This window comes from Quadrisphaera sp. DSM 44207 (assembly GCF_900101335.1).
GTDB lineage: Bacteria > Actinomycetota > Actinomycetes > Actinomycetales > Quadrisphaeraceae > DSM-44207.
On the sequence record NZ_FNKA01000001.1, the window covers coordinates 847,387 to 864,990 of the forward strand.

Here is a 17,604-nt window from a genome sequence, read left to right on the forward strand (position 1 = left end):
GCGCGTCGATGTGTCAGCACCGCGACGACCCGGGGGCCGCCGTCGTCCTGACGGCCCACCGCCCCGCCGCCGAGGACGCGGGACGACCTACGCTGACCAGCGATGACGACCGCCGCAGCCCAGCCGCAGGTCCGCCCCGGGGTCGGTCCTGCCGACGGCGGTGGCGTCAGCACCGCCCTGCGCGCCACCACGGTGCCGGTGCCGGACGCCGGGGCGCTGCTGGACCACCTGCCCGGGGACGCCGCGACCCCCGGCGCCCCGCTGGCGTGGGTGCGCCGCGGCGAGGGCCTCGTCGGCTGGGGCGAGGCCGCGCGGGTGCGGGTCGGCGGGGCGGGCCGCTTCGCCGACGCCGACGCCGCCTGGCGCGCGCTGGTCGCCGACGCGGTCGTGCACGACGAGGTCGGGCTGCCCGGCTCCGGGCCGGTGGCGTTCACCTCCCTGTCCTTCGCCGACGACTCCCCCGCCGGGGGCGTCCTCGTGGTCCCCGCGGTGGTCCTCGGGCACCGCGCCGGCACGTGGTGGCTGACGACGACCGGCACCGCTCCGGCGCCTCCACGAGCGCTGCCGGACGTCGCCGACCCGCCGAGCCCCGGCCAGATCGCCTTCGCGGACGGCGCGCTGTCCGGCCCGCGCTTCGCCGCGGTGGTCACCGCCGCGGTCCGCCGCATCCAGGCCGGGGCGCTGGAGAAGGTCGTGCTCGCCCGCGACCTGGAGGCGCGCGCGGAGCGCCCGGTCGACGTCCGGTGGCTCCTGCGACGCCTGGCCGCGGCCTACCCCTCCTGCTGGTCCTTCGCCGTCGACGGCCTCGTCGGGGCCACGCCCGAGCTGCTCGTGCGCCGCGAGCGGGGGCTGGTGCACTCGCGCGTCCTGGCCGGCACGATCCAGCGCACGGGGGACGACGCGCGCGACGCCGCGCTGGCCGGGTCCCTGTCGCGCTCCGGCAAGGACCTGGAGGAGCACGAGTACGCCGTGCGCTCCGTCGTGCAGGCCCTGGCGCCGTACTGCGCGACGACGACCGCTCCGGACGCCCCCTACGTGCTGCACCTGCCCAACGTCATGCACCTGGCCAGCGACGTCACCGGCGTCCTGGCCCCCGACGGCGACGGGCTCGGCGGCGGCGCGCCGTCCGTGCTGGCGCTCGCCGAGGCGCTGCACCCCACGGCCGCGGTGTGCGGGACGCCGACGCCCGCGGCGTCCGCGCTCATCGCCGAGCTGGAGGGGACGGACCGCGACCGCTACGCCGGCCCGGTGGGCTGGGTGGACGCGGCCGGGGACGGGGAGGTCGGCCTCGCGCTGCGCTGCGCCCGGGTCGACGCGGCCGACCCGCGGCGGGTGCGGCTGTTCGCCGGGTGCGGAGTGGTCGCCGGGTCCGACCCGATGGCGGAGCTGGCCGAGTCCGACGCCAAGCTCGTGCCCGTGCGCGACGCGCTCTCCGGCGGCTGAGCCCGGACGGACCGACCGTGAGCTCGTGCGACAGGCCCGGACGCGGGGAGCGCCCTGCGGCGCGCAGGCGCGACCTCCTGGCCGCCGCCGGCGCCCTCCTGCTGGCCGGGTGCACCGACGGGCCGGACGCCGGAGCCGGCGAACCCTCGGCGCCCGCCGGCGCGCCCGGCTCGACCCCCGCCGGCTCGACCCCCGCCGGCTCGACCCCCGCCGGCTCGACCCCTGTCGAGAGCCCTGGCGCCAGCTCGACGCCCTCCGCGCCACCGCCGACCCCCGGGACGCCGCAGGAGGTGCTGGCCCACTCCACCGTCCCGGTGCTCTGCTACCACCAGCTGCGTGAGTGGCGGGACGGCGACAGCGACGCCACCCGCAGCCTCACCACCCCGCCGAGGGCGTTCACCGCGCAGATGGAGGCCCTGCGCGACGGCGGGCGCACGCCGGTGGACGCCGCCGCCGTGGTGGACCACCTCGAGCTGGGCGCTCCCCTCCCGGAGCGGCCCGTGCTGCTGACGTTCGACGACGGGTCCGCCACCCACCACTCGGTGGCCCTGCCGGTGCTGGAGCGGCTGGGCTTCCCCGGGGCGTTCTTCCCGATGACCGTCGTGCTGGGCGAGCCGGACTGGCTCGGCCCCGACCAGGTGCGCGACCTGGACCGCGCCGGCATGGCGGTCGGGGCCCACAGCTGGGACCACCAGCGCATGGACCGGCTCTCCGGCGAGGAGTGGCAGCGCCAGCTCGACGAGCCCGCCGCCGAGCTGGCGGAGGTCCTCGGCCGTCCCGTCGACCTGCTGGCCTACCCCTTCGGCGCCTGGTCGCCGGAGACCCTGCCGCACGTGACCAGCGCCGGCTACCGCGCGGCCTTCCAGCTCGACGAGCCCTCGGACCCGACCTCCCCGCTGCTGACGATCCGCCGGATCATGCCGCTGCCGACCTGGGACGCCGGGACGCTGCTGGCCCGGCTGGAGGCGGAGTCCTGAGGCGGCTGCCGGATCGCGAGCGCCGCCCGGACGGCGTCCGCGAACCGGGCGTGCAGGTCGCGCAGCCGCGACCGGTCGACGCGGACCTCGACCACCGAGCGGCCGCGCACGGGCGCGGCCAGCGCCTCCCGCAGCCCGGCCAGGTCCTCGGCGCGCTCGTGCGGGACGCCGAGGGCGGCGGCGAGCGCTGCGAGGTCGGCGCCGTGCGGTGTGCCGAAGAGCCGCTCGAACGTGGCGGAGCGCGCCGGCTCGCCGTGCTCGAGGCCCGTGAAGATGCCGCCGCCGTCGTCGTTGACGACGACGACCTGCAGGTCCGGCTCCGGCTCGCCGGGCGGCAGCAGCAGGCCGTTGGCGTCGTGCAGGAGCGCGAGGTCCCCCACGAGCACCCGCACCGGCGCGCCGGTGGCCAGGGCCAGCCCGGACGCCGTGGAGAGCGTGCCGTCGATGCCCGACAGGCCGCGGTTGGCCACCGCCCGCGGCGCGGCACCGGCCCAGGGGCGGGCGGCCAGGTCGAGGTCGCGCGCGGGGTTGGAGGCCGCGGCGACGAGCTGGTCGCCGGGGGCGAGCGCGGCGGCGAGCTCGCGGGCGACGCACGGGCCGCTCAGGCGCCCGGCGGCGGCCTCCGCGTCGAGGACGGCGTCCACGGCGGCGCCCGCGGCGGCCCCGGCCGCCCGCCACCGCGCGAGCCACCCCGCACTCCCCCCGCGATCATGCCCTTCCCGACCACCACTCCCGTCGTGGTCGTGCGGTCCTCGACCCGCGGCCAGCTGGGGGAGGACGACGCGGCGCACGGTGCGCGGCGGAGCCGGGTCGTGGCGGTGCCGCACGAGCTGCACCACCTCGACGTCGTCGCGCGCGAGCAGGCGCGCCACCGGCCGGGAGAGCGTGGGCCGGCCCAGCACGACCGCCCGCTCCACGGCGCCCCCGAGGTCCGGCCGGGCCAGGAGCAGGCGGTAGGCGGGGACGGCGTTCGCCCCGCTGCGGGCCCCGGACGTCGGCTCGGCCAGCAGCGGCCAGCCCGCCGCCTCGGCGAGGTCGCGCGCGAGCGGACCGGCGCCGTCGCCGGCGACGACCACCGTGCGCCCGGGGTCGCTGCCGAGCCCTGTCAGCACGTCGGCGGCCCCGGGCGCGCCCTCGCGCGAACGCTCGGGGGAGGTCGCCGCGGAGGCCCCGGACCGGGGAGGGTCGTCGTCCGGCACGAGGGGGTCGTCGAAGGCGAGATCGAGGTGCGCCGGGCCCGGGCGGGTGCCGTCCGCGCTGCCGGCGGCGGCCCGGACGGCGCCGGCGACCGCCTCCTGCCAGGCGCGCACCGCGGCGGCGAGGTCGCTGCCCGGCGCGGGCACCGGCAGGTCGGCGGCGGTGCGCACCGCGGCCCCGAACAGGCCCGCCTGCAGCGCCGTGGTCTGGTTCGCCCAGGTGCCGCGCGCCGCGTGGGGGCGGTCGGCGGACAGGACGAGGAGCGGCACGCCCGCCTCCGACGCCTCGAGCACCGCCGGGTGCAGGTTCGCCACGGCGGTGCCGGACGTCGTCACGACCGCCGCCGGCACCCCCGCGCGCCCGGCGCCGAGCGCCGTGAAGGCGGCGGCCCGCTCGTCGTGGCGCACGTGCAGCCGCAGGCGGCCGGCGGCGTCCGCGGCGTGCAGGGCGTAGGCCAGCGGCGCCGAGCGGGAGCCGGGCGACAGGACGACCTCGCGCACCCCCGCCGCGACCAGCACGTCGACCACCGCGCGCGCCAGCAGGGTGGAGGGGTTCACCGGGCCATCCTCCCCCCGGTCGGGAATCGCAAGATCACGGCGGGGGGTGCGGGCGGGAATCGCAAGATCACGGCGGGAGGATCGGGCGGGAACTGCACGACCACGGCGGGGGGAACGGGCGGGAACTGCATGATCACGGCGGGGAGGGCGCGAGCAGGGCGTGGCAGCGGCGCAGCCGCTGCAGCCACCAGGCGCGGCGGGCGGGGGCCGCGGCGCGCGCGGCGAGCAGCGCCGGGTCGGCGGCGACGGGTCCGGCGGGCAGCGTCCCGGCCGCGAGCGGCGCGGGAGCGGCGACGTCAGCGGCGAGCAGCCCGCCCGTGCCCAGCCCGCACGCCGGCGGCGGCTCGGGCAGCGCGGCGGCCGCGGCCAGGCCGGCGGCGACGCCGACCGCCGTGTCCAGGGCGCTGGAGACGACCACCGGCATCCCGTGCTCTCCGCGCAGCCGCTCGGCGAGGGCCAGCAGCGGGCGCACCCCGCCGAGCGGGGCGACCTTGAGGACGGCGACGTCGGCGGCGCCCGCGCGCGCGACGGCGAGGGGGTCGGCGGCCCGGCGGACGCTCTCGTCGGCGGCGACCGGCACGGCGACGCCCGCCGCGGCCAGGCGGGCGCGCAGCTCGGCGAGCTCCGGCACGCTCGCGCACGGCTGCTCGGCGTACTCCACCGGCCCGCCGGCGGCCAGGGCCGTCAACGCCCGCACGGCCCGCTCGACCGACCAGGCGCCGTTGGCGTCGACGCGCACGCGCCCGCCGTCCCCGAGCAGCTCGCGCACCCGGGCGACGCGGGCGAGGTCGTCGGCCAGGTCCTGCCCCCGCTGCGCCACCTTCACCTTCGCCGTCGTGCAGCCGGGGAAGGCGGCGAGGACGCCCGCCACCTGCTGCGGCGCGACCGCGGGCACGGTGGCGTTGACGGGCACGCGCGGACGGCGCGGGGCGGGCCACCCGCTCCAGGCCGCCTCGAGCGCCGCGGCCAGCCACGGCGCCGACTCCGCGTCGTCGTACTCCGCGAAGGGCGCGAACTCCCCCCACCCGGCGGGGCCGCGCACCAGCACCGCCTCGCGCACGTCCAGGCCGCGGAAGGGCACCCGCAGCGGCAGCGCCACGACGGCGGCGGAGGCCAGGACGTCGTCCAGCGGCGGCGGCGGGGGCGGCGCGCTCGCGGCGGTGTGCACGGCCCCATCCTGGCGGTCCGCTCCCCGCTGCCGGGGCCGGCGCCGGACGACCGACGCCGGAGGGCGCCGCGGGCGTCAAGCCGGGCGCCGCCGGTGCCGAGGAGGACTGCATGGCACTGCTGCGCACGAGGTCGAGGTCGAGGTCCTGGTCGAGGTCGGGGGACGAGCAGCTGCTCGACCTCGCCGCCGTCGACGCCCGGATCGCCGCGCTGGTGCGGCGCCGGGTGGAGCTGAGCGGCTCCCCGGAGACCGCCGAGGCCGTCACCGCGCGGGTGGCGCAGGCGGTCACCGGCCCCGTCCGCCCTCCCGCCCGGCGCCGTCCCTCGCCGGCGCAGGAGCACGCCGGGGAGCAGGCGGTGGTCGAGACGGTGGCGCTGGCCCAGGCCAGCGAGCAGGTCAGCCGCAGCTTCGAGGACGTCGTGCGCGCGGTGGAGGACGTGCGCAGCTCCATCGACGACCTCACCCGCGGCACGAGCAGCGCCGCTGAGGTCGCCGCCTCCGCCGTGCAGCACGCCGACGCCGCCGGTGAGCGCGTGGGCGGGCTGCGCGAGGCAGCGGCCCAGATCGGCGACACGGTGCGCCTCATCACCGCGATCACCCAGCAGAGCCGGACGCTGGCGCTGAACGCCACGATCGAGGCCGCGCGCGCCGGGGAGGCCGGCCGCGGCTTCGCCGTCGTCGCCGACGAGGTGCGCAGCCTGGCGGAGCAGACCGCCACGGCGGCGCGGCAGATCGCCGCGCGCATCGCCGCGGTGCAGGGCGAGACCGGGCAGGCCGCGGCCGCGCTGGAGGAGGTGCGCGTCAGCATCACCCGGGTGCACGAGATCGGGCAGTCCATGGCGGCGGCGGTGGAGCAGCAGGGCGCCCAGGCCGCGGCGATCGTCGACAGCTGCACGCAGGCCTCCCGCGGGTCCGGGGCGATCTCGGCGTCGGTCGTCCGGCTGGCCGACGTCCAGCGGCGCGCGTTCGTCGCCGCCGCGCTGAGCACCGCCCAGGCCCACCTCGACGACCTGGGCGGGGCCGCCCTGGGCGCCGAGACGGTCACGTGGCGGGCGGTGGACCAGAGCACCGGCGAGCCCCACGAGGCCGTCCTCCCCCAGCTCCTCGTCGGCGGCACCTGGCTCGGCCGCGTGCTCGACCCGGCCCAGCCGGCGCCCGTCGTCGACGACGTCGTCCGCGAGGTCGGCGGCCTGTGCACCGTCTTCCAGCGCATGGGCCCCGAGGGCCACCTGCTGCGGGTGGCGACCACCGTGCCCGCCGCCGACGGGCGCCGCGCCGTCGGCACGTACATCCCCCGCACCACGGCGGACGGGCAGCGCAGCGCCGTCGTCGAGCACGTGCTGCGCGGCGAGACCTACGTCGGGGAGGCCGTCGTGGTCGGCCGCGAGTGCACCACGGCGTACGCCCCGCTCACCGGCCCGGACGGCGAGGTCGTCGGCGCCCTGTTCGTGGGCATCCCCCGCGACTCCTGACCCCGACCGACTCCTGACCCCGACCGACTCCTCACCCCGACCGACTCCTCACCCCGACCGACTCCTGACCCCGACCGGCGCGGCGGGCGCTCAGGCCGGCAGGCCCACCATCCGCGCCGAGCGCTCCCACACCGCCCGGGCCAGGTCGGCGTCGTCCGCCTGCCGGTGCGCCCGCCCGGGGCGGAACCGCTCGAGGTAGGCGCCGTCGACCTCCTGCGGGTCCGGCCGCGTCGCCAGCGACAGCAGCGGCGCGGCGCCGGCCTCGGCGGGGACGAGCAGCAGCCGGCGCAGCGGCGTGCGGTAGACCAGCCCCGCGGCCCGCGAGTCGCGGCCGAAGTCGGTGGCCACGGGCCCGGGGTGGAAGGCCGTGGCGCTCACCCCCGTGCCCGCCAGGCGCCGCGACAGCTCGCGCGTGAAGACGATGTTGAGCAGCTTGGAGGTGCCGTAGGCGCGGAAGGAGGAGTACCGGCGGCGGGCGCCGTCGAGGTCGTCCACGTCGATGCGCCCCGCCAGGTTGCCGGCGCTGCTCGTCGTGATCACCCGCGCGCCCGGCGTCGCCTCCAGGCGCTCGCGCAGCAGGGCCGTGAGCAGGAACGGGGCCAGGTGGTTGACCTGCAGCGTCTTCTCGTGGCCGTCCGCGGTCGCCTCCCGGCGCGGGAAGAGGCCGCCGGCGTTGTTGGCCAGGACGTCGATGCGCGCGCAGCGCTGCAGCAGCCGGTCGGCCAGGCGCCGCACGTCGTCCAGGCGCGCGAAGTCCGCCACGAGCGGCTCCACGCCCAGCTCCCGCGCGATCGCCGCCGTCCGCTCCGGCGAGCGGCCGACGGGGACGACGTCCGCGCCGGCCGCCGCCAGCCGCCGGGCCGCGGCGGCGCCGATGCCGGCGCTGGCGCCGGTGACGACCGCGGTGCGGCCGCTGAGGCGGGGCAGGGCGTCGGTGCTGGGGTCGGCAGGGGTGCGCACGGGCGGGCCTTCCGGTCGGGGACGGGCGGGGCGGGCGAGGGGCCGGTGGGGGCCGTGCCCCAGCATCGCGTGTCGAGGCGACGGCGCCGGGTACGGGGAGGGTCCGAGCACGACCGAGGAGGAGACCCCATGCCCGAGGCGAGCACCGTGGACGACCCGTCGGAGTCGGTGGGCCTGCTGACCGAGAAGACCAAGGACGTGCGGTTCGCGATGATGACGACGATCGGCGCGGACGGGGAGCCGCACTGCAGGCCCATGGCGACCACGGACGTCGGCCCGGACGGCGTGCTGTGGTTCTTCACCTCCACGGACAGCCAGAAGGCCCGCGACGTCGCGGCGAACCCGAACGTCGGCCTGGGCTACGCCGACCCGGGCGACAACCTGTGGGTGAGCGTGACGGGCACCGCCGAGCTCGTGCGCGACCGCGCGAAGGTGCAGGAGCTGTGGAGCGCGCCGCTGAAGGCCTTCTTCCCCGACGGCCCCGAGGACCCCGAGGTCGCCCTGCTGCGGGTGACCCCGACCAAGGGCGAGGTCTGGGACGGGCCCTCCTCGGCGGTCGGACGGGCCGTCGCCTTCGCCCGCACCCTGGCCAGCGGCGCCCAGACCCCTCCCGGGGACGACGTGAAGCTGGAGTTCCCCGGCCGGTGAGGCCGGCGGCGCGCGCCGCCGGCCCCTGACGGTGCCCTGGGTCGTCCTCGTCGCCGCGACGGCGGCCCTGGCCGCGGGGCTGGCGGTCCTCGGGCTGCCCGCGGCGCCCCTGTTCGCCGGGCTGCTCATGGGCCTGGCGGCCGCGGTGGTGCGCGTGCCGGGGCTGCGGCGGCGCGAGGTCCGGCTGCGGCTGCCCGGCGTCGTGCGCACGGCGGGCCAGGCCGTCGTCGGCGTCCTGTCCGGCGCCCTGGTGCAGCCGCAGACGCTGTCCGGGCTGGCGGGCGACTGGCCCGCCGTCCTGGCGGCGGTGCTGGCCACCCTGGCGCTCAGCCTCCTGGCGGGCCTGGCGTTCGGGCTGCACCCGGGCGTGGATCGGGTGACGGCCTCCTTCGCCCTGGTGGCCGGCGGAGCCTCGGGCCTGACGGCGATGAGCGAGCAGCTCGGCGCCGACCAGCGCGTCGTCGCCGTCGTGCAGCACCTGCGGGTGCTCTTCGTCGTCGCGCTGATGCCGGGCGTGACGACTCTGCTCGTCGCCGCGGGCGAGGACGGCGGCGCGGGTGGTGCTCCCGGCAGCGCGGGGCTGCTCGTCCGCGACGCCCCGCTGGCCGCCGACCTCGCGCTCACGGTCGGCTGCGCGGTGGCGGGCACGGCGCTGGCCCGGTGGCTGCGCCTGCCGGCCGGGTCGCTGCTGGGGCCGATGCTGCTGGCCCTCGCCGTCTCGGCGGCGGGCTGGACGGCCGGGGCCGGCGTCCCCGACCCGGTGGTGCAGGTGGCCTACGCCGTCATCGGCCTGGAGGTGGGCCTGAGCTTCACGCGCCGCAGCCTGCGGCTCGTCGGCCGCCTCCTGCCGACCGCCCTCGGCCTGGTCGTCGCGATCACCGCCGCCACGGCCGCTGTCGGCGTCCCGCTGCTGCGCCAGGCGGGCGCCAGCACCCTCGACGCCTACCTGGCCACGACGCCGGGCGGGCTGTACGCCGTGGTGGCGACCGCGGCCGACGTCGGCGCCGACACCACGCTCGTGCTCGCCGTCCAGGTGCTGCGCCTGGTGGTCATGCTGCTGCTCGCGCCGGTGCTGGCGCTGGTGCTCAGCCGCTGGCACCCCCGCTCCGGGGGCGCCGGCGGCTGAGCACCAGCGCCCCGCTCAGGACGCCGCGCCCGGCTCCGCCGCCCCTGCCGTGCGGCCGGCGCGGTCGGACGTCGCGTCCTCCACGACGTCGTCCTCGCGGCCCGGCGTGCGCAGGCGCCACCTGCGGATGATGACGCGGAACAGCACGTAGTAGACGACGGCGTAGCCCAGGCCGATGGGGATGATCCACAGCGGTCTCTCGGCGATGCCGAGGTTCAGCACGTAGTCGATGGCGCCGGCGCTGAAGCCGAAGCCGTCGCGGATGCCGAGGGCGTTGACGAGCGCCAGCGACGTGCCGGTGAGCACCGCGTGCACGACGTAGAGCGGGAACGCGACGAACATGAAGGAGAACTCGAGCGGCTCGGTGACGCCGGTGACGAAGCTGACGAGCGCCGCGGAGAGCATGAGGCCGCCGACGACCTTCCTCTGGGCGGGCCTGGCCTCGTGCCAGATGGCGATGGCGGCGGCCGGCAGCGCGAACATCATGATCGGGAAGAAGCCGGTCATGAAGGTGCCCGCGGTGGGGTCCCCGGCGAAGAACCGGGCGATGTCGCCCTGGGCGCCCTCGTGCTCCCCGACCTGGAACCACACGACGGAGTTGACGATGTGGTGCAGGCCGAGCGGGATGAGCAGCCGGTTGACGGTGCCGTAGAGGAAGCCGCCCAGGACCGTGGACGACGTCACGACGTCGCTGAAGACCGTCAGGACGGCGTCGAAGGCGGGGTAGAGGAAGCTCGCGAGCACGCCGAGGACGACCGCGACCCCGGCGGTGACGATCGGCACCAGGCGCCGGCCGCCGAAGAAGGCCAGGTAGTCCGGCAGCGCGGTGCGGTAGAAGCGCTGCCACAGCAGCGCGGCGGTGAGCCCGATCACGAAGCCGCCGAGGACGCCGTAGTCCACGAGCTCCTGCTCCTCGCCCTCGGCCGCGGCGCCGAGCACGAACGGCGACATCGCGTCGGTGACGCCCGTGAAGACGAGGTACCCGACCACGGCCGCGAGGGCCGTGGACCCGTCGGCCTTGCGCGCGAAGCCGATGGCGACGCCGACGGCGAAGAGCATCGGCAGGTCGGCGAACAGGGCCTCGCCGGCGGCGCCGATGACGGCGGCGACCTCCTCGAGCGCGCCGACCCTGCCGAGCAGGTCGTCCTGCCCCAGGCGCAGCAGCAGGGCGGCGGCGGGCAGGACGGCGATCGGCAGCATGAGGCTGCGGCCGACGCGCTGCAGCTGGGCGAGGCCCGGGATCCGGCGGCCGCCGGGCCCCGCGCCCGCAGTGGCGTCGGCGCTGACGCTGGCCATGGTTCCTCCTGCGGTGCTTGCGGGTGGGTCCTCAGGGCGCGGGGGTGCGCCCGAGGGACATCTGCACCTGGTAGCGGTCGCCGCGGTACCAGGAGGTGACGTGCTCGACCGGTGCGCCGCCGGCCGCGGAGGTGCGGCGGAAGACGAGCACCGGCAGGCCGCTCGGGCCCGCGAGCGCCCGGGCCGTGGCCGGGTCGGCGACCTCCGACCACACCACCTGCTCGCCGCTGTCGACGGCCGCCCCGTAGCGGGTGGCCAGCAGCTCGTAGAGGGATCCCGTGAGGTCCTGCCCGTCGAGGTCCGGCAGCCGCTGCGCGGGGTACCAGCCGCGCTCGAGGGCCATGGGCTCGCCGTCGGCGAGCCGCAGGCGCTCCAGGCGCCAGGCCGGGGCGCCCGGCGGCAGGCGCAGGGCGTGCGCCGCGACGCGCGGGGGCTCCTCGCGCCGCACCGAGCGCACCCGCGTGGACGGCTCGTGCCCGCGCCGGCGCATGTCCTGCGTGAAGGACGCCAGGTGCAGGTGGGTCTGCACGCGCGGGCGGGCGACGAAGGTGCCCTTGCCGTGGATGCGGTACAGCACGCCGTCCCCGACCAGCTGCCCGATCGCCTCGCGCACCGTGGCGCGGCTGACGCCGTAGCGCGCGGTCAGCTCCCGCTCGGAGGGGATGGGCGCGTCCGGTCCCAGCGTCGTGCGCGCGGCCTCGGTGAGGATGTCGCGCAGCTGCTGGTGCTTGGGAACGGGGCCGTCGAGCAGCACGCCGATGCTCCTCTCCCGCCACCGGTGGAGGCTTCCCCGGGCTGGTACGGACTGGTACGGTCCAGTGACGCGTGATCATGGAGGCCCCGCCGGGGCGTGTCAATCCCCGCTCGGTCCCCGCTCGACCCGTCCGATCCCGCGAGGGCTCGCCGCACGAGGAGGTGCCGTGGTCGAGGTCGTCGCCGCCCCCCGCGTGCACACCGGCAGCGCCTGGCTGGAGCCGGGCTGGGTGCGCTGGGAGGGCGAGCGCGTCGTCGACGTCGGGTCCGGGCAGCCGCCGTCGCGCCCGAGCGCGGAGCTCGCGGACGGCGTCCTGGCCCCCGGGCTGGTCGACGCGCAGCTGAACGGCGCCTTCGGCCACGACCTCGTGGACGCCGACGCGGCCGGCTGGTCCGAGGTGCTCAGCCTGCTGCCCTCCACCGGCACCACCGCCGCCGTGCCCACCTTCATCACCGCGCCGGTGGAGGAGCTGGCCGGCGCCCTGCGGCGCCGGGCCGCGCTGCACCCGGGGCTGGAGGAGCTGCCCGGCGCCGCGCGCGCGGTCGGGGTGCACCTGGAAGGGCCCTTCCTCTCCTCGCGCCGGCGCGGGGCCCACCGCGAGCACCTGCTGGTCGACCCCGCGCCCGAGGCCGTCGACGCGCTGGTCGACGCCGCCGGCGGGCACCTGGTGTACCTGACGCTGGCGCCCGAGCGCTCCGGCGCCCTCGACGCCGTCCGCCGGCTCGCGGCCGCGGGCGTGCGGGTGGCGGTGGGCCACTCCGACGCCAGCGAGGCGCAGGCGCGCGCCGCGGCCGACGCCGGCGCGACGCTGGTCACGCACCTGTTCAACGCGCAGCGCCCGCTGCACCACCGCGACCCCGGCGTCGTGGGCGCGGCGCTGGCCGACCCGCGCTTCACCGTGGGCCTGATCGCCGACGGCCACCACGTGGCGCCGTCCGCGGTCGCGATCGCCTTCGCCGCCGCGCCGGGGCGGGTCATGCTCGTCACCGACGCCACCGCCGCCCTCGGCATGCGCCCGGGCCGCTACTCCCTGGGCGGGGTGGAGGTGGAGGTCCCGGCCGACGGGCCGCCGGTGCGCGCCGACGGCACGATGGCCGGCTCCTCGCTGCGCATGGACGACGCGGTGGCCGGCGCCGTCGCGTGCGGCGTCGACCTCGGCACCGCCCTGGCGGCGGCGACGCGCGTGCCCGCCGACGCCCTCGGGCGCACCGACCTCGGCCGCCTGGAGCCCGGCTCGGCCGCCGACCTGGTGCACCTGGGCCCGGACGGGGAGTCCTCCCTGCGCGCGCGGGCGACCTGGGTGCGCGGGCGCCTGGCGTGGTCCGCCGCGCCCGAGCTGTCGGAACGGCGGTGAGCGCGCGGTGAGCGCCGTGAGCAGCTCGCCGCCGTCCCTCATGGCGCGCGAGGTCGCCGAGCAGCCGCAGGCCCTCGCCGCCACCCTGGAGGCGCTGCTGCCGCTGCGCGAGCGGCTGCGCGACCTCGCCGACGGCGCCCGCGACGTCCTGCTCGTGGCGCGCGGGTCCTCCGACGACGCCGCCGTCTACGCCCGCTACCTGCTCGAGGTGCACGCCGGGCGCCGCGCGGCGCTGGCCGCGCCCAGCGTCGCCACCCACTACCGGGCACCGCTGGACCTCACGCGGACCCTGGTGGTCTCGGTGAGCCAGTCCGGCAGCACCGGGGAGATCGTCGCCACCCAGGAGTGGGCGCGCGCCTGCGGGGCGCGCACGGTGGCCGTCACCAACGCGGAGGGCTCGCCGCTGGCCGCGGGCGCCGACCTGGCGCTGGTCACGCGCGCCGGGCCCGAGCGCGCCGTGCCCGCGACGAAGACGTACACGACGCAGCTGGCGGCGATGGCCGTGCTCGGCACCGCACTGGCCCCGGAGCCCACCGCCCTGGACGCGCACCTGGAGCGCGCGCCGGGCGAGGTCGCCCGCCTGCTGGAGCGGCGCGAGGGCGTCGAGGCGGCCGTGGAGGAGCTGGCCGGCGCGCGCGACGTGCTGGTCAGCGGGCGCGGGCTCGTCATGGGCACCGCCCTGGAGGTGGCGCTGAAGATCGAGGAGACGTGCCTGCGCTCGGTGCGGGGCCTGTCGTACGCCGACCTGCGCCACGGCCCCATCGCGGTCGTCGGGGAGGGTCTCGTCGCGGTGCTCGTCGCCGCCCAGGACGGCCCGCTCGTCGAGGGCATGGCGCAGGTGGCCCGCGACCTCGCCGCGCGCGGCGCCCGCACGGTCGGCCTCGGCGGGGGCGACGCCCTCGCCGCCGCCTGCTCGCTGCACCTGCCCGGCCCCGACCTGCCCGAGGCCGTGGCGCCGCTCGCCCTCGTCGTCCCCGCCCAGCTCGCGGTCGAGGCGCTCGCCCGGCGCCTGGGCCTCGACCCCGACGCGCCCCGCGGCCTGTCCAAGGTCACCCAGACCGACCCGGGCGCCTGAGCCGGCCACCGCACCGAGTCCCGACCCCGTCCCGTCCCGTCCCGTCCCGCTGGAGGTCCCGTGAGCCAGGCAGCCGACATCCTCGCCGCCCTCGGCGGCGCGCAGAACGTCGTCGAGATCGAGCCGTGCATCACCCGGCTGCGCACCGAGGTGCGCGACCCCTCCCTCGTCGACGAGAGGGCGCTGCGCGCCGCCGGCGCCCACGGCGTGCTCACCTCCGGCGACGTCGTCCAGGTGGTGCTCGGCCCCACCGCGGACGTCGTCGCCAGCGACATCGACGACCTGCTGTGACGGGCGCCGCCGCGGCGGCGGGCCTGCGCGTGCTCGCGCCGCTGCCGGGGCGCGTGCTGGCGCTGGCGCAGGTGCCCGACCCGGTATTCGCGCAGGCGATCGTCGGGCCGGGCGCGGCGCTCGACCCGCCGCGCGGGCCGGTCACGGCGGTCTCCCCGGTCGCGGGCAGGCTCGTCAAGGCGCACCCGCACGCCTTCGTCGTCCTCACCGACGACGGCGCGGGCGTGCTCGTGCACTGCGGCATCGACACCGTACAGCTGCGCGGGGACGGCTTCGCCCTGCACGCGGCCGAGGGAGAGCAGCTGGCGGCCGGGCAGCCCGTCGTCAGCTTCGACGCCGCGGCCCTCGAGGCGGGCGGGCGCTCGCCGGTGTGCCCCGTGGTGGTCCTGGACGCGCCCGCGGACGCCGTCACCGTCCTCGCGTCCGGGGACGTGCAGCCGGGTGACGCGCTGCTGGCCTGGCAGCGGTGAGGGCGCTCCTGCTCGACCTCGACGGCACCCTCGTCGACAGCGAGCCGGCGCACCGGGCGGCGTGGCGGGCGTTCTTCGCCAGCCGCGGCTGGCACGTCGACGAGGACACCTACCGGCGCACCTTCGTCGGGCGCCGGGGCGCCGACGTCCTGGCCACCGAGCCGGGCCCGTGGGCGGGTGAGGACCCGCGGGCGCTGGTGGAGGAGGTGCTCTCGCACCTGCGCGAGACCGCGCGGCTGGCGCGCGCCGCCCCCGGCGCGGGCGAGCTGCTGCGCCGCGCCCGCGCCGCCGGGGTGGCGCTGGCGCTGGTCACCTCCGCGACGCGCGCGTGGGTCGATCCCGCGCTGCGCCAGGTGCTCGGCGTGGACGCCGGCGCCTTCGACGCCGAGGTCACGGCCGAGTCCGTGGCGCAGGGCAAGCCGCACCCCGCGCCGTTCGCCCTCGCGTGCTCGCTGCTGGGCGTGCCCCCGGCCGAGGCGGTGGCCGTGGAGGACTCCGCGTCCGGCGTCCGCTCGGCGGTGGCCGCCGGCGTCGGGCGCGTGGTCGGGGTGGAGACCACGACCAGCGCCGACCTGCTGCGCGACGCGGGCGCGACGCAGGTGGTGGCGCACCTGGACCAGGTCGACGTCGGAGCACCGTGACGGCGGACGCGGACCATCGCGTCTACCGGAGCGCACACCGCACGGGTGAGCGACACCACGACGGTCAGGGTCCGCCGCAGCACCCGGGACCGGCGCCCCGGTCCACCGGCCCCCTGCGCCTCGTCCGCCCCTGACGAGCACGCGCCGCGCCCACCCGTGGCGCACCGAGGTCGAGCCGACGCCCGACGACGGGCTGTCGAGCACCTCGCGCGTGCAGACCGACCACCTGCGCGCCATCGCCACCGCTCGAGGCGCGCAACGGCTCGGCGCCCTCGATCCCCCGCTGCTCCTGCGCGTGACGTCGGTGCTGGGCCTCCTCCTCGACCTGCCGTGAGCCGGCTCCGACGGCGCCGGTCCTAGAGTGCCCCGGTGAGCGCGCGCCCCGACGTCTCCGAGCTGTTCGACCCCTCCGCGTGGGCGGTGGTGCCCGGCTTCGAGGACCTCAGCGACCTCACCTACCACCGCAGCACGGTCGAGGGCCGCGCCCGCGGCACCGTGCGCATCGCCTTCGACCGGCCGCAGGTGCGCAACGCGTTCCGGCCGCACACCGTCGACGAGCTGTTCCGCGCCCTGGACCACGCCCGCCGCACGCCCGACGTCGGCTGCGTGCTGCTCACGGGCAACGGGCCGAGCGCGAAGGACGGCGGCTGGGCGTTCTGCTCCGGCGGCGACCAGCGCGTCCGCGGCCGCTCGGGCTACCAGTACGCCACCGGGGAGACCGCCGAGAGCGTGGACGCCGCGCGGGCGGCCGCCGAGGGCGGGCGGCTGCACGTGCTGGAGGTGCAGCGGCTGATCCGCACCATGCCGAAGGTCGTCGTCGCCGTCGTGCCCGGCTGGGCGGCCGGCGGCGGGCACAGCCTGCACGTGGTGTGCGACCTGACCATCGCCAGCCGCGAGCACGCCCGCTTCAAGCAGACCGACGCCGACGTCGGCAGCTTCGACGCCGGGTACGGGTCGGCCTACCTGGCCCGCATGGTCGGGCAGAAGCGGGCGCGGGAGGTCTTCTTCCTCGGGCGGGCGTACTCGGCGCAGGAGATGGCCGACATGGGCGCCGTCAACCTCGTCGCCGACCACGCCGACCTGGAGCGGGTGGCGCTGGGGGTGGCCGCGGAGGTCAACGGCAAGAGCCCCACGGCGCAGCGGATGCTGAAGTTCGCCTTCAACCTCGTGGACGACGGCCTGATGGGCCAGCAGGTCTTCGCCGGGGAGGCCACGCGCCTGGCGTACATGACGGACGAGGCGGTGGAGGGGCGCGACGCCTTCCTGGCCAGGCGCTCCCCCGACTGGTCGCCGTTCCCCTGGTACTACTGACGCGCCCGCGCCCTGCCCGGGCGAACCTCGGTCCCAGGAACCGCGTCCTGGATGCAGCAGGACGGGTGCGCAGGCGCGTCTGGAGCGCGTCAGAGCACATCGACCGACGGAGGCCATCGTGCGCACCACCTCGTGGAAGACCACCACCGCCCTCGCCGCCTGCGCGGGCCTGGTCCTCATCTCCTCCCCCGCCGCCGTCGCCGCGGGACCGGCCGCCCGCAGCGGGACCGCCACGGCGACCGTCACGGCCGCCGCCGCGGCCGCCGCGTCGCAGGCCCCGCTGCTGGAGGCCGGGAGCCGCGGCCCGCAGGTGCGCGAGTGGCAGGCCCTGCTCAACCGCCTCGTCGCCGCCGGCCAGCTCCAGGGTCCCGCCCTGGCCGAGGACGGCGTCTTCGGGCCGGGCACGCAGTCGGCCACGAAGCGGGCCCAGGCGCGGGTGAACCTCGTGCAGGACGGCGTCGTCGGCCCGAGGACCCGCACCGCCGTCTCCGAGGTGGCGGCCGCCAGCGGGATCGGCGGGATCGGGGCGAGCGGCGGCGAGGCGAGCGAGGGCCGGCGCCTGCAGCAGGGTGCGCGCGGCGACGACGTGCGCGAGTGGCAGCGGATCGTCAACACCGGGATCGACCTCGGCCGGGTCGACCACCCGCGCATCGCGCAGGACGGCTCCTTCGGACCGAGGACCCGCAGCGCCACGACCGCCCTGCAGCGGGCGGCGAACGTCCCCGCGGACGGCGTGGTCGGGCCGGTCACCCGCGAGGCCGCGGGCTGGCTGCTCGAGGGCTGACCGGCGCCGGCTCCGGGCCGCTCCGGGCCGCTCGGGGCGCACGAGCGGCGGTCGCGGTGGACTCCACCGCGACCGCCGCT

Annotated in this window: 17 protein-coding genes and 1 pseudogene; 13 read left to right on the plus strand and 5 right to left on the minus strand. The window is 78.3% G+C overall.

All coding sequences use genetic code 11. The annotated features are described in order from the left end of the window. Positions 1–102: 102 nt before the first annotated feature. Entirely contained in the window at positions 103–1,443 is a 1,341-nt protein-coding gene (locus BLS82_RS04005; RefSeq protein ID WP_092861732.1) for an isochorismate synthase, read from the plus strand. 407 nt (positions 1,444–1,850) lie between these two features. Then, a pseudogene (locus BLS82_RS16270) lies at positions 1,851–2,240 on the plus strand (polysaccharide deacetylase family protein); the annotation flags it as partial. Between the two features lie 50 nt (positions 2,241–2,290). Here BLS82_RS16270 and menD read toward each other — a convergent pair. Further along, positions 2,291–4,174, minus strand: coding sequence for a 2-succinyl-5-enolpyruvyl-6-hydroxy-3-cyclohexene-1-carboxylic-acid synthase (gene menD / locus BLS82_RS04015; protein ID WP_092861735.1), 1,884 nt, complete (start codon positions 4,172–4,174; stop codon positions 2,291–2,293). A gap of 133 nt (positions 4,175–4,307) precedes the next feature. Continuing rightward, complete coding sequence (locus tag BLS82_RS04020; RefSeq protein WP_092861737.1) at positions 4,308–5,342, minus strand: o-succinylbenzoate synthase; 1,035 nt, start codon at positions 5,340–5,342, stop codon at positions 4,308–4,310. Between the two features lie 110 nt (positions 5,343–5,452). Here BLS82_RS04020 and BLS82_RS04025 point away from each other — a divergent pair, with 110 nt between their 5' ends. Then, the gene (locus BLS82_RS04025; RefSeq protein ID WP_092861739.1) at positions 5,453–6,814 is read left to right on the plus strand and encodes a Cache 3/Cache 2 fusion domain-containing protein; all 1,362 of its coding nucleotides are present in this window, start codon (positions 5,453–5,455) and stop codon (positions 6,812–6,814) included. Positions 6,815–6,904: 90 nt separating this feature from the next. On the opposite strand, the gene BLS82_RS04030 is transcribed toward BLS82_RS04025, so the two are convergent. Further along, entirely contained in the window at positions 6,905–7,774 is an 870-nt protein-coding gene (locus BLS82_RS04030) for an SDR family NAD(P)-dependent oxidoreductase (RefSeq protein ID WP_218123511.1), read from the minus strand. 129 nt (positions 7,775–7,903) lie between these two features. On the opposite strand from BLS82_RS04030, the gene BLS82_RS04035 reads away from it, so the two are divergent. Then, complete coding sequence (locus BLS82_RS04035) at positions 7,904–8,422, plus strand: pyridoxamine 5'-phosphate oxidase family protein (RefSeq protein WP_092861742.1); 519 nt, start codon at positions 7,904–7,906, stop codon at positions 8,420–8,422. A gap of 31 nt (positions 8,423–8,453) precedes the next feature. Further along, complete coding sequence (locus BLS82_RS04040) at positions 8,454–9,548, plus strand: AbrB family transcriptional regulator (protein WP_255378087.1); 1,095 nt, start codon at positions 8,454–8,456, stop codon at positions 9,546–9,548. A gap of 15 nt (positions 9,549–9,563) precedes the next feature. On the opposite strand, the gene BLS82_RS04045 is transcribed toward BLS82_RS04040, so the two are convergent. Together BLS82_RS04045 and BLS82_RS04050 are read right to left on the minus strand one after the other, a co-directional pair. Continuing rightward, a complete protein-coding gene (locus tag BLS82_RS04045) occupies positions 9,564–10,844 on the minus strand; it encodes a PTS transporter subunit EIIC (protein ID WP_092861746.1) in 1,281 nt (426 codons plus the stop codon). A 31-nt stretch (positions 10,845–10,875) separates the two neighbouring features. Continuing rightward, on the minus strand, positions 10,876–11,598 hold the full coding sequence (locus BLS82_RS04050; protein WP_218123512.1) for a GntR family transcriptional regulator: 723 nt from the start codon (positions 11,596–11,598) through the stop codon (positions 10,876–10,878). Between the two features lie 166 nt (positions 11,599–11,764). On the opposite strand from BLS82_RS04050, the gene nagA reads away from it, so the two are divergent. From nagA to BLS82_RS04085, 8 genes are all read left to right on the plus strand, one after another. Next, complete coding sequence (gene nagA, locus BLS82_RS04055) at positions 11,765–12,952, plus strand: N-acetylglucosamine-6-phosphate deacetylase (RefSeq protein ID WP_218123513.1); 1,188 nt, start codon at positions 11,765–11,767, stop codon at positions 12,950–12,952. Between the two features lie 40 nt (positions 12,953–12,992). Further along, positions 12,993–14,027, plus strand: coding sequence for an SIS domain-containing protein (locus tag BLS82_RS04060; protein WP_092861752.1), 1,035 nt, complete (start codon positions 12,993–12,995; stop codon positions 14,025–14,027). A gap of 60 nt (positions 14,028–14,087) precedes the next feature. Beyond that, on the plus strand, positions 14,088–14,318 hold the full coding sequence (locus BLS82_RS04065) for a PTS sugar transporter subunit IIB (RefSeq protein ID WP_092861754.1): 231 nt from the start codon (positions 14,088–14,090) through the stop codon (positions 14,316–14,318). After that, positions 14,315–14,788: a PTS sugar transporter subunit IIA gene (locus BLS82_RS04070; RefSeq protein WP_218123515.1), complete on the plus strand. Its 474-nt coding sequence runs from the start codon at positions 14,315–14,317 to the stop codon at positions 14,786–14,788. Before BLS82_RS04065 ends, BLS82_RS04070 begins: the two co-directional genes overlap by 4 nt. Further along, on the plus strand, positions 14,785–15,429 hold the full coding sequence (locus BLS82_RS04075; RefSeq protein ID WP_176818913.1) for an HAD family hydrolase: 645 nt from the start codon (positions 14,785–14,787) through the stop codon (positions 15,427–15,429). Before BLS82_RS04070 ends, BLS82_RS04075 begins: the two co-directional genes overlap by 4 nt. 130 nt (positions 15,430–15,559) lie before the next feature. Then, positions 15,560–15,763 (plus strand): type II toxin-antitoxin system PemK/MazF family toxin, encoded by a 204-nt coding sequence (locus BLS82_RS15200; protein ID WP_143028737.1) that lies wholly within the window; start codon positions 15,560–15,562, stop codon positions 15,761–15,763. A gap of 35 nt (positions 15,764–15,798) precedes the next feature. Then, entirely contained in the window at positions 15,799–16,740 is a 942-nt protein-coding gene (locus BLS82_RS04080) for a 1,4-dihydroxy-2-naphthoyl-CoA synthase (protein WP_092861758.1), read from the plus strand. A 118-nt stretch (positions 16,741–16,858) separates the two neighbouring features. After that, a complete protein-coding gene (locus BLS82_RS04085; protein ID WP_092861760.1) occupies positions 16,859–17,524 on the plus strand; it encodes a peptidoglycan-binding domain-containing protein in 666 nt (221 codons plus the stop codon). Positions 17,525–17,604: the final 80 nt, after the last annotated feature.

Excerpts from the sequence above, each read along its gene's own strand:
- BLS82_RS04005 (WP_092861732.1), top strand. The coding sequence starts at position 103 with ATGACGACCGCCGCAGCCCAGCCGCAGGTCCGCCCCGGGGTCGGTCCT.
- BLS82_RS04025 (WP_092861739.1), top strand. The coding sequence starts at position 5,453 with ATGGCACTGCTGCGCACGAGGTCGAGGTCGAGGTCCTGGTCGAGGTCG.
- BLS82_RS04035 (WP_092861742.1), top strand. The coding sequence starts at position 7,904 with ATGCCCGAGGCGAGCACCGTGGACGACCCGTCGGAGTCGGTGGGCCTG.
- BLS82_RS04045 (WP_092861746.1), bottom strand. The coding sequence starts at position 10,844 with ATGGCCAGCGTCAGCGCCGACGCCACTGCGGGCGCGGGGCCCGGCGGC.
- BLS82_RS04060 (WP_092861752.1), top strand. The coding sequence starts at position 12,993 with ATGGCGCGCGAGGTCGCCGAGCAGCCGCAGGCCCTCGCCGCCACCCTG.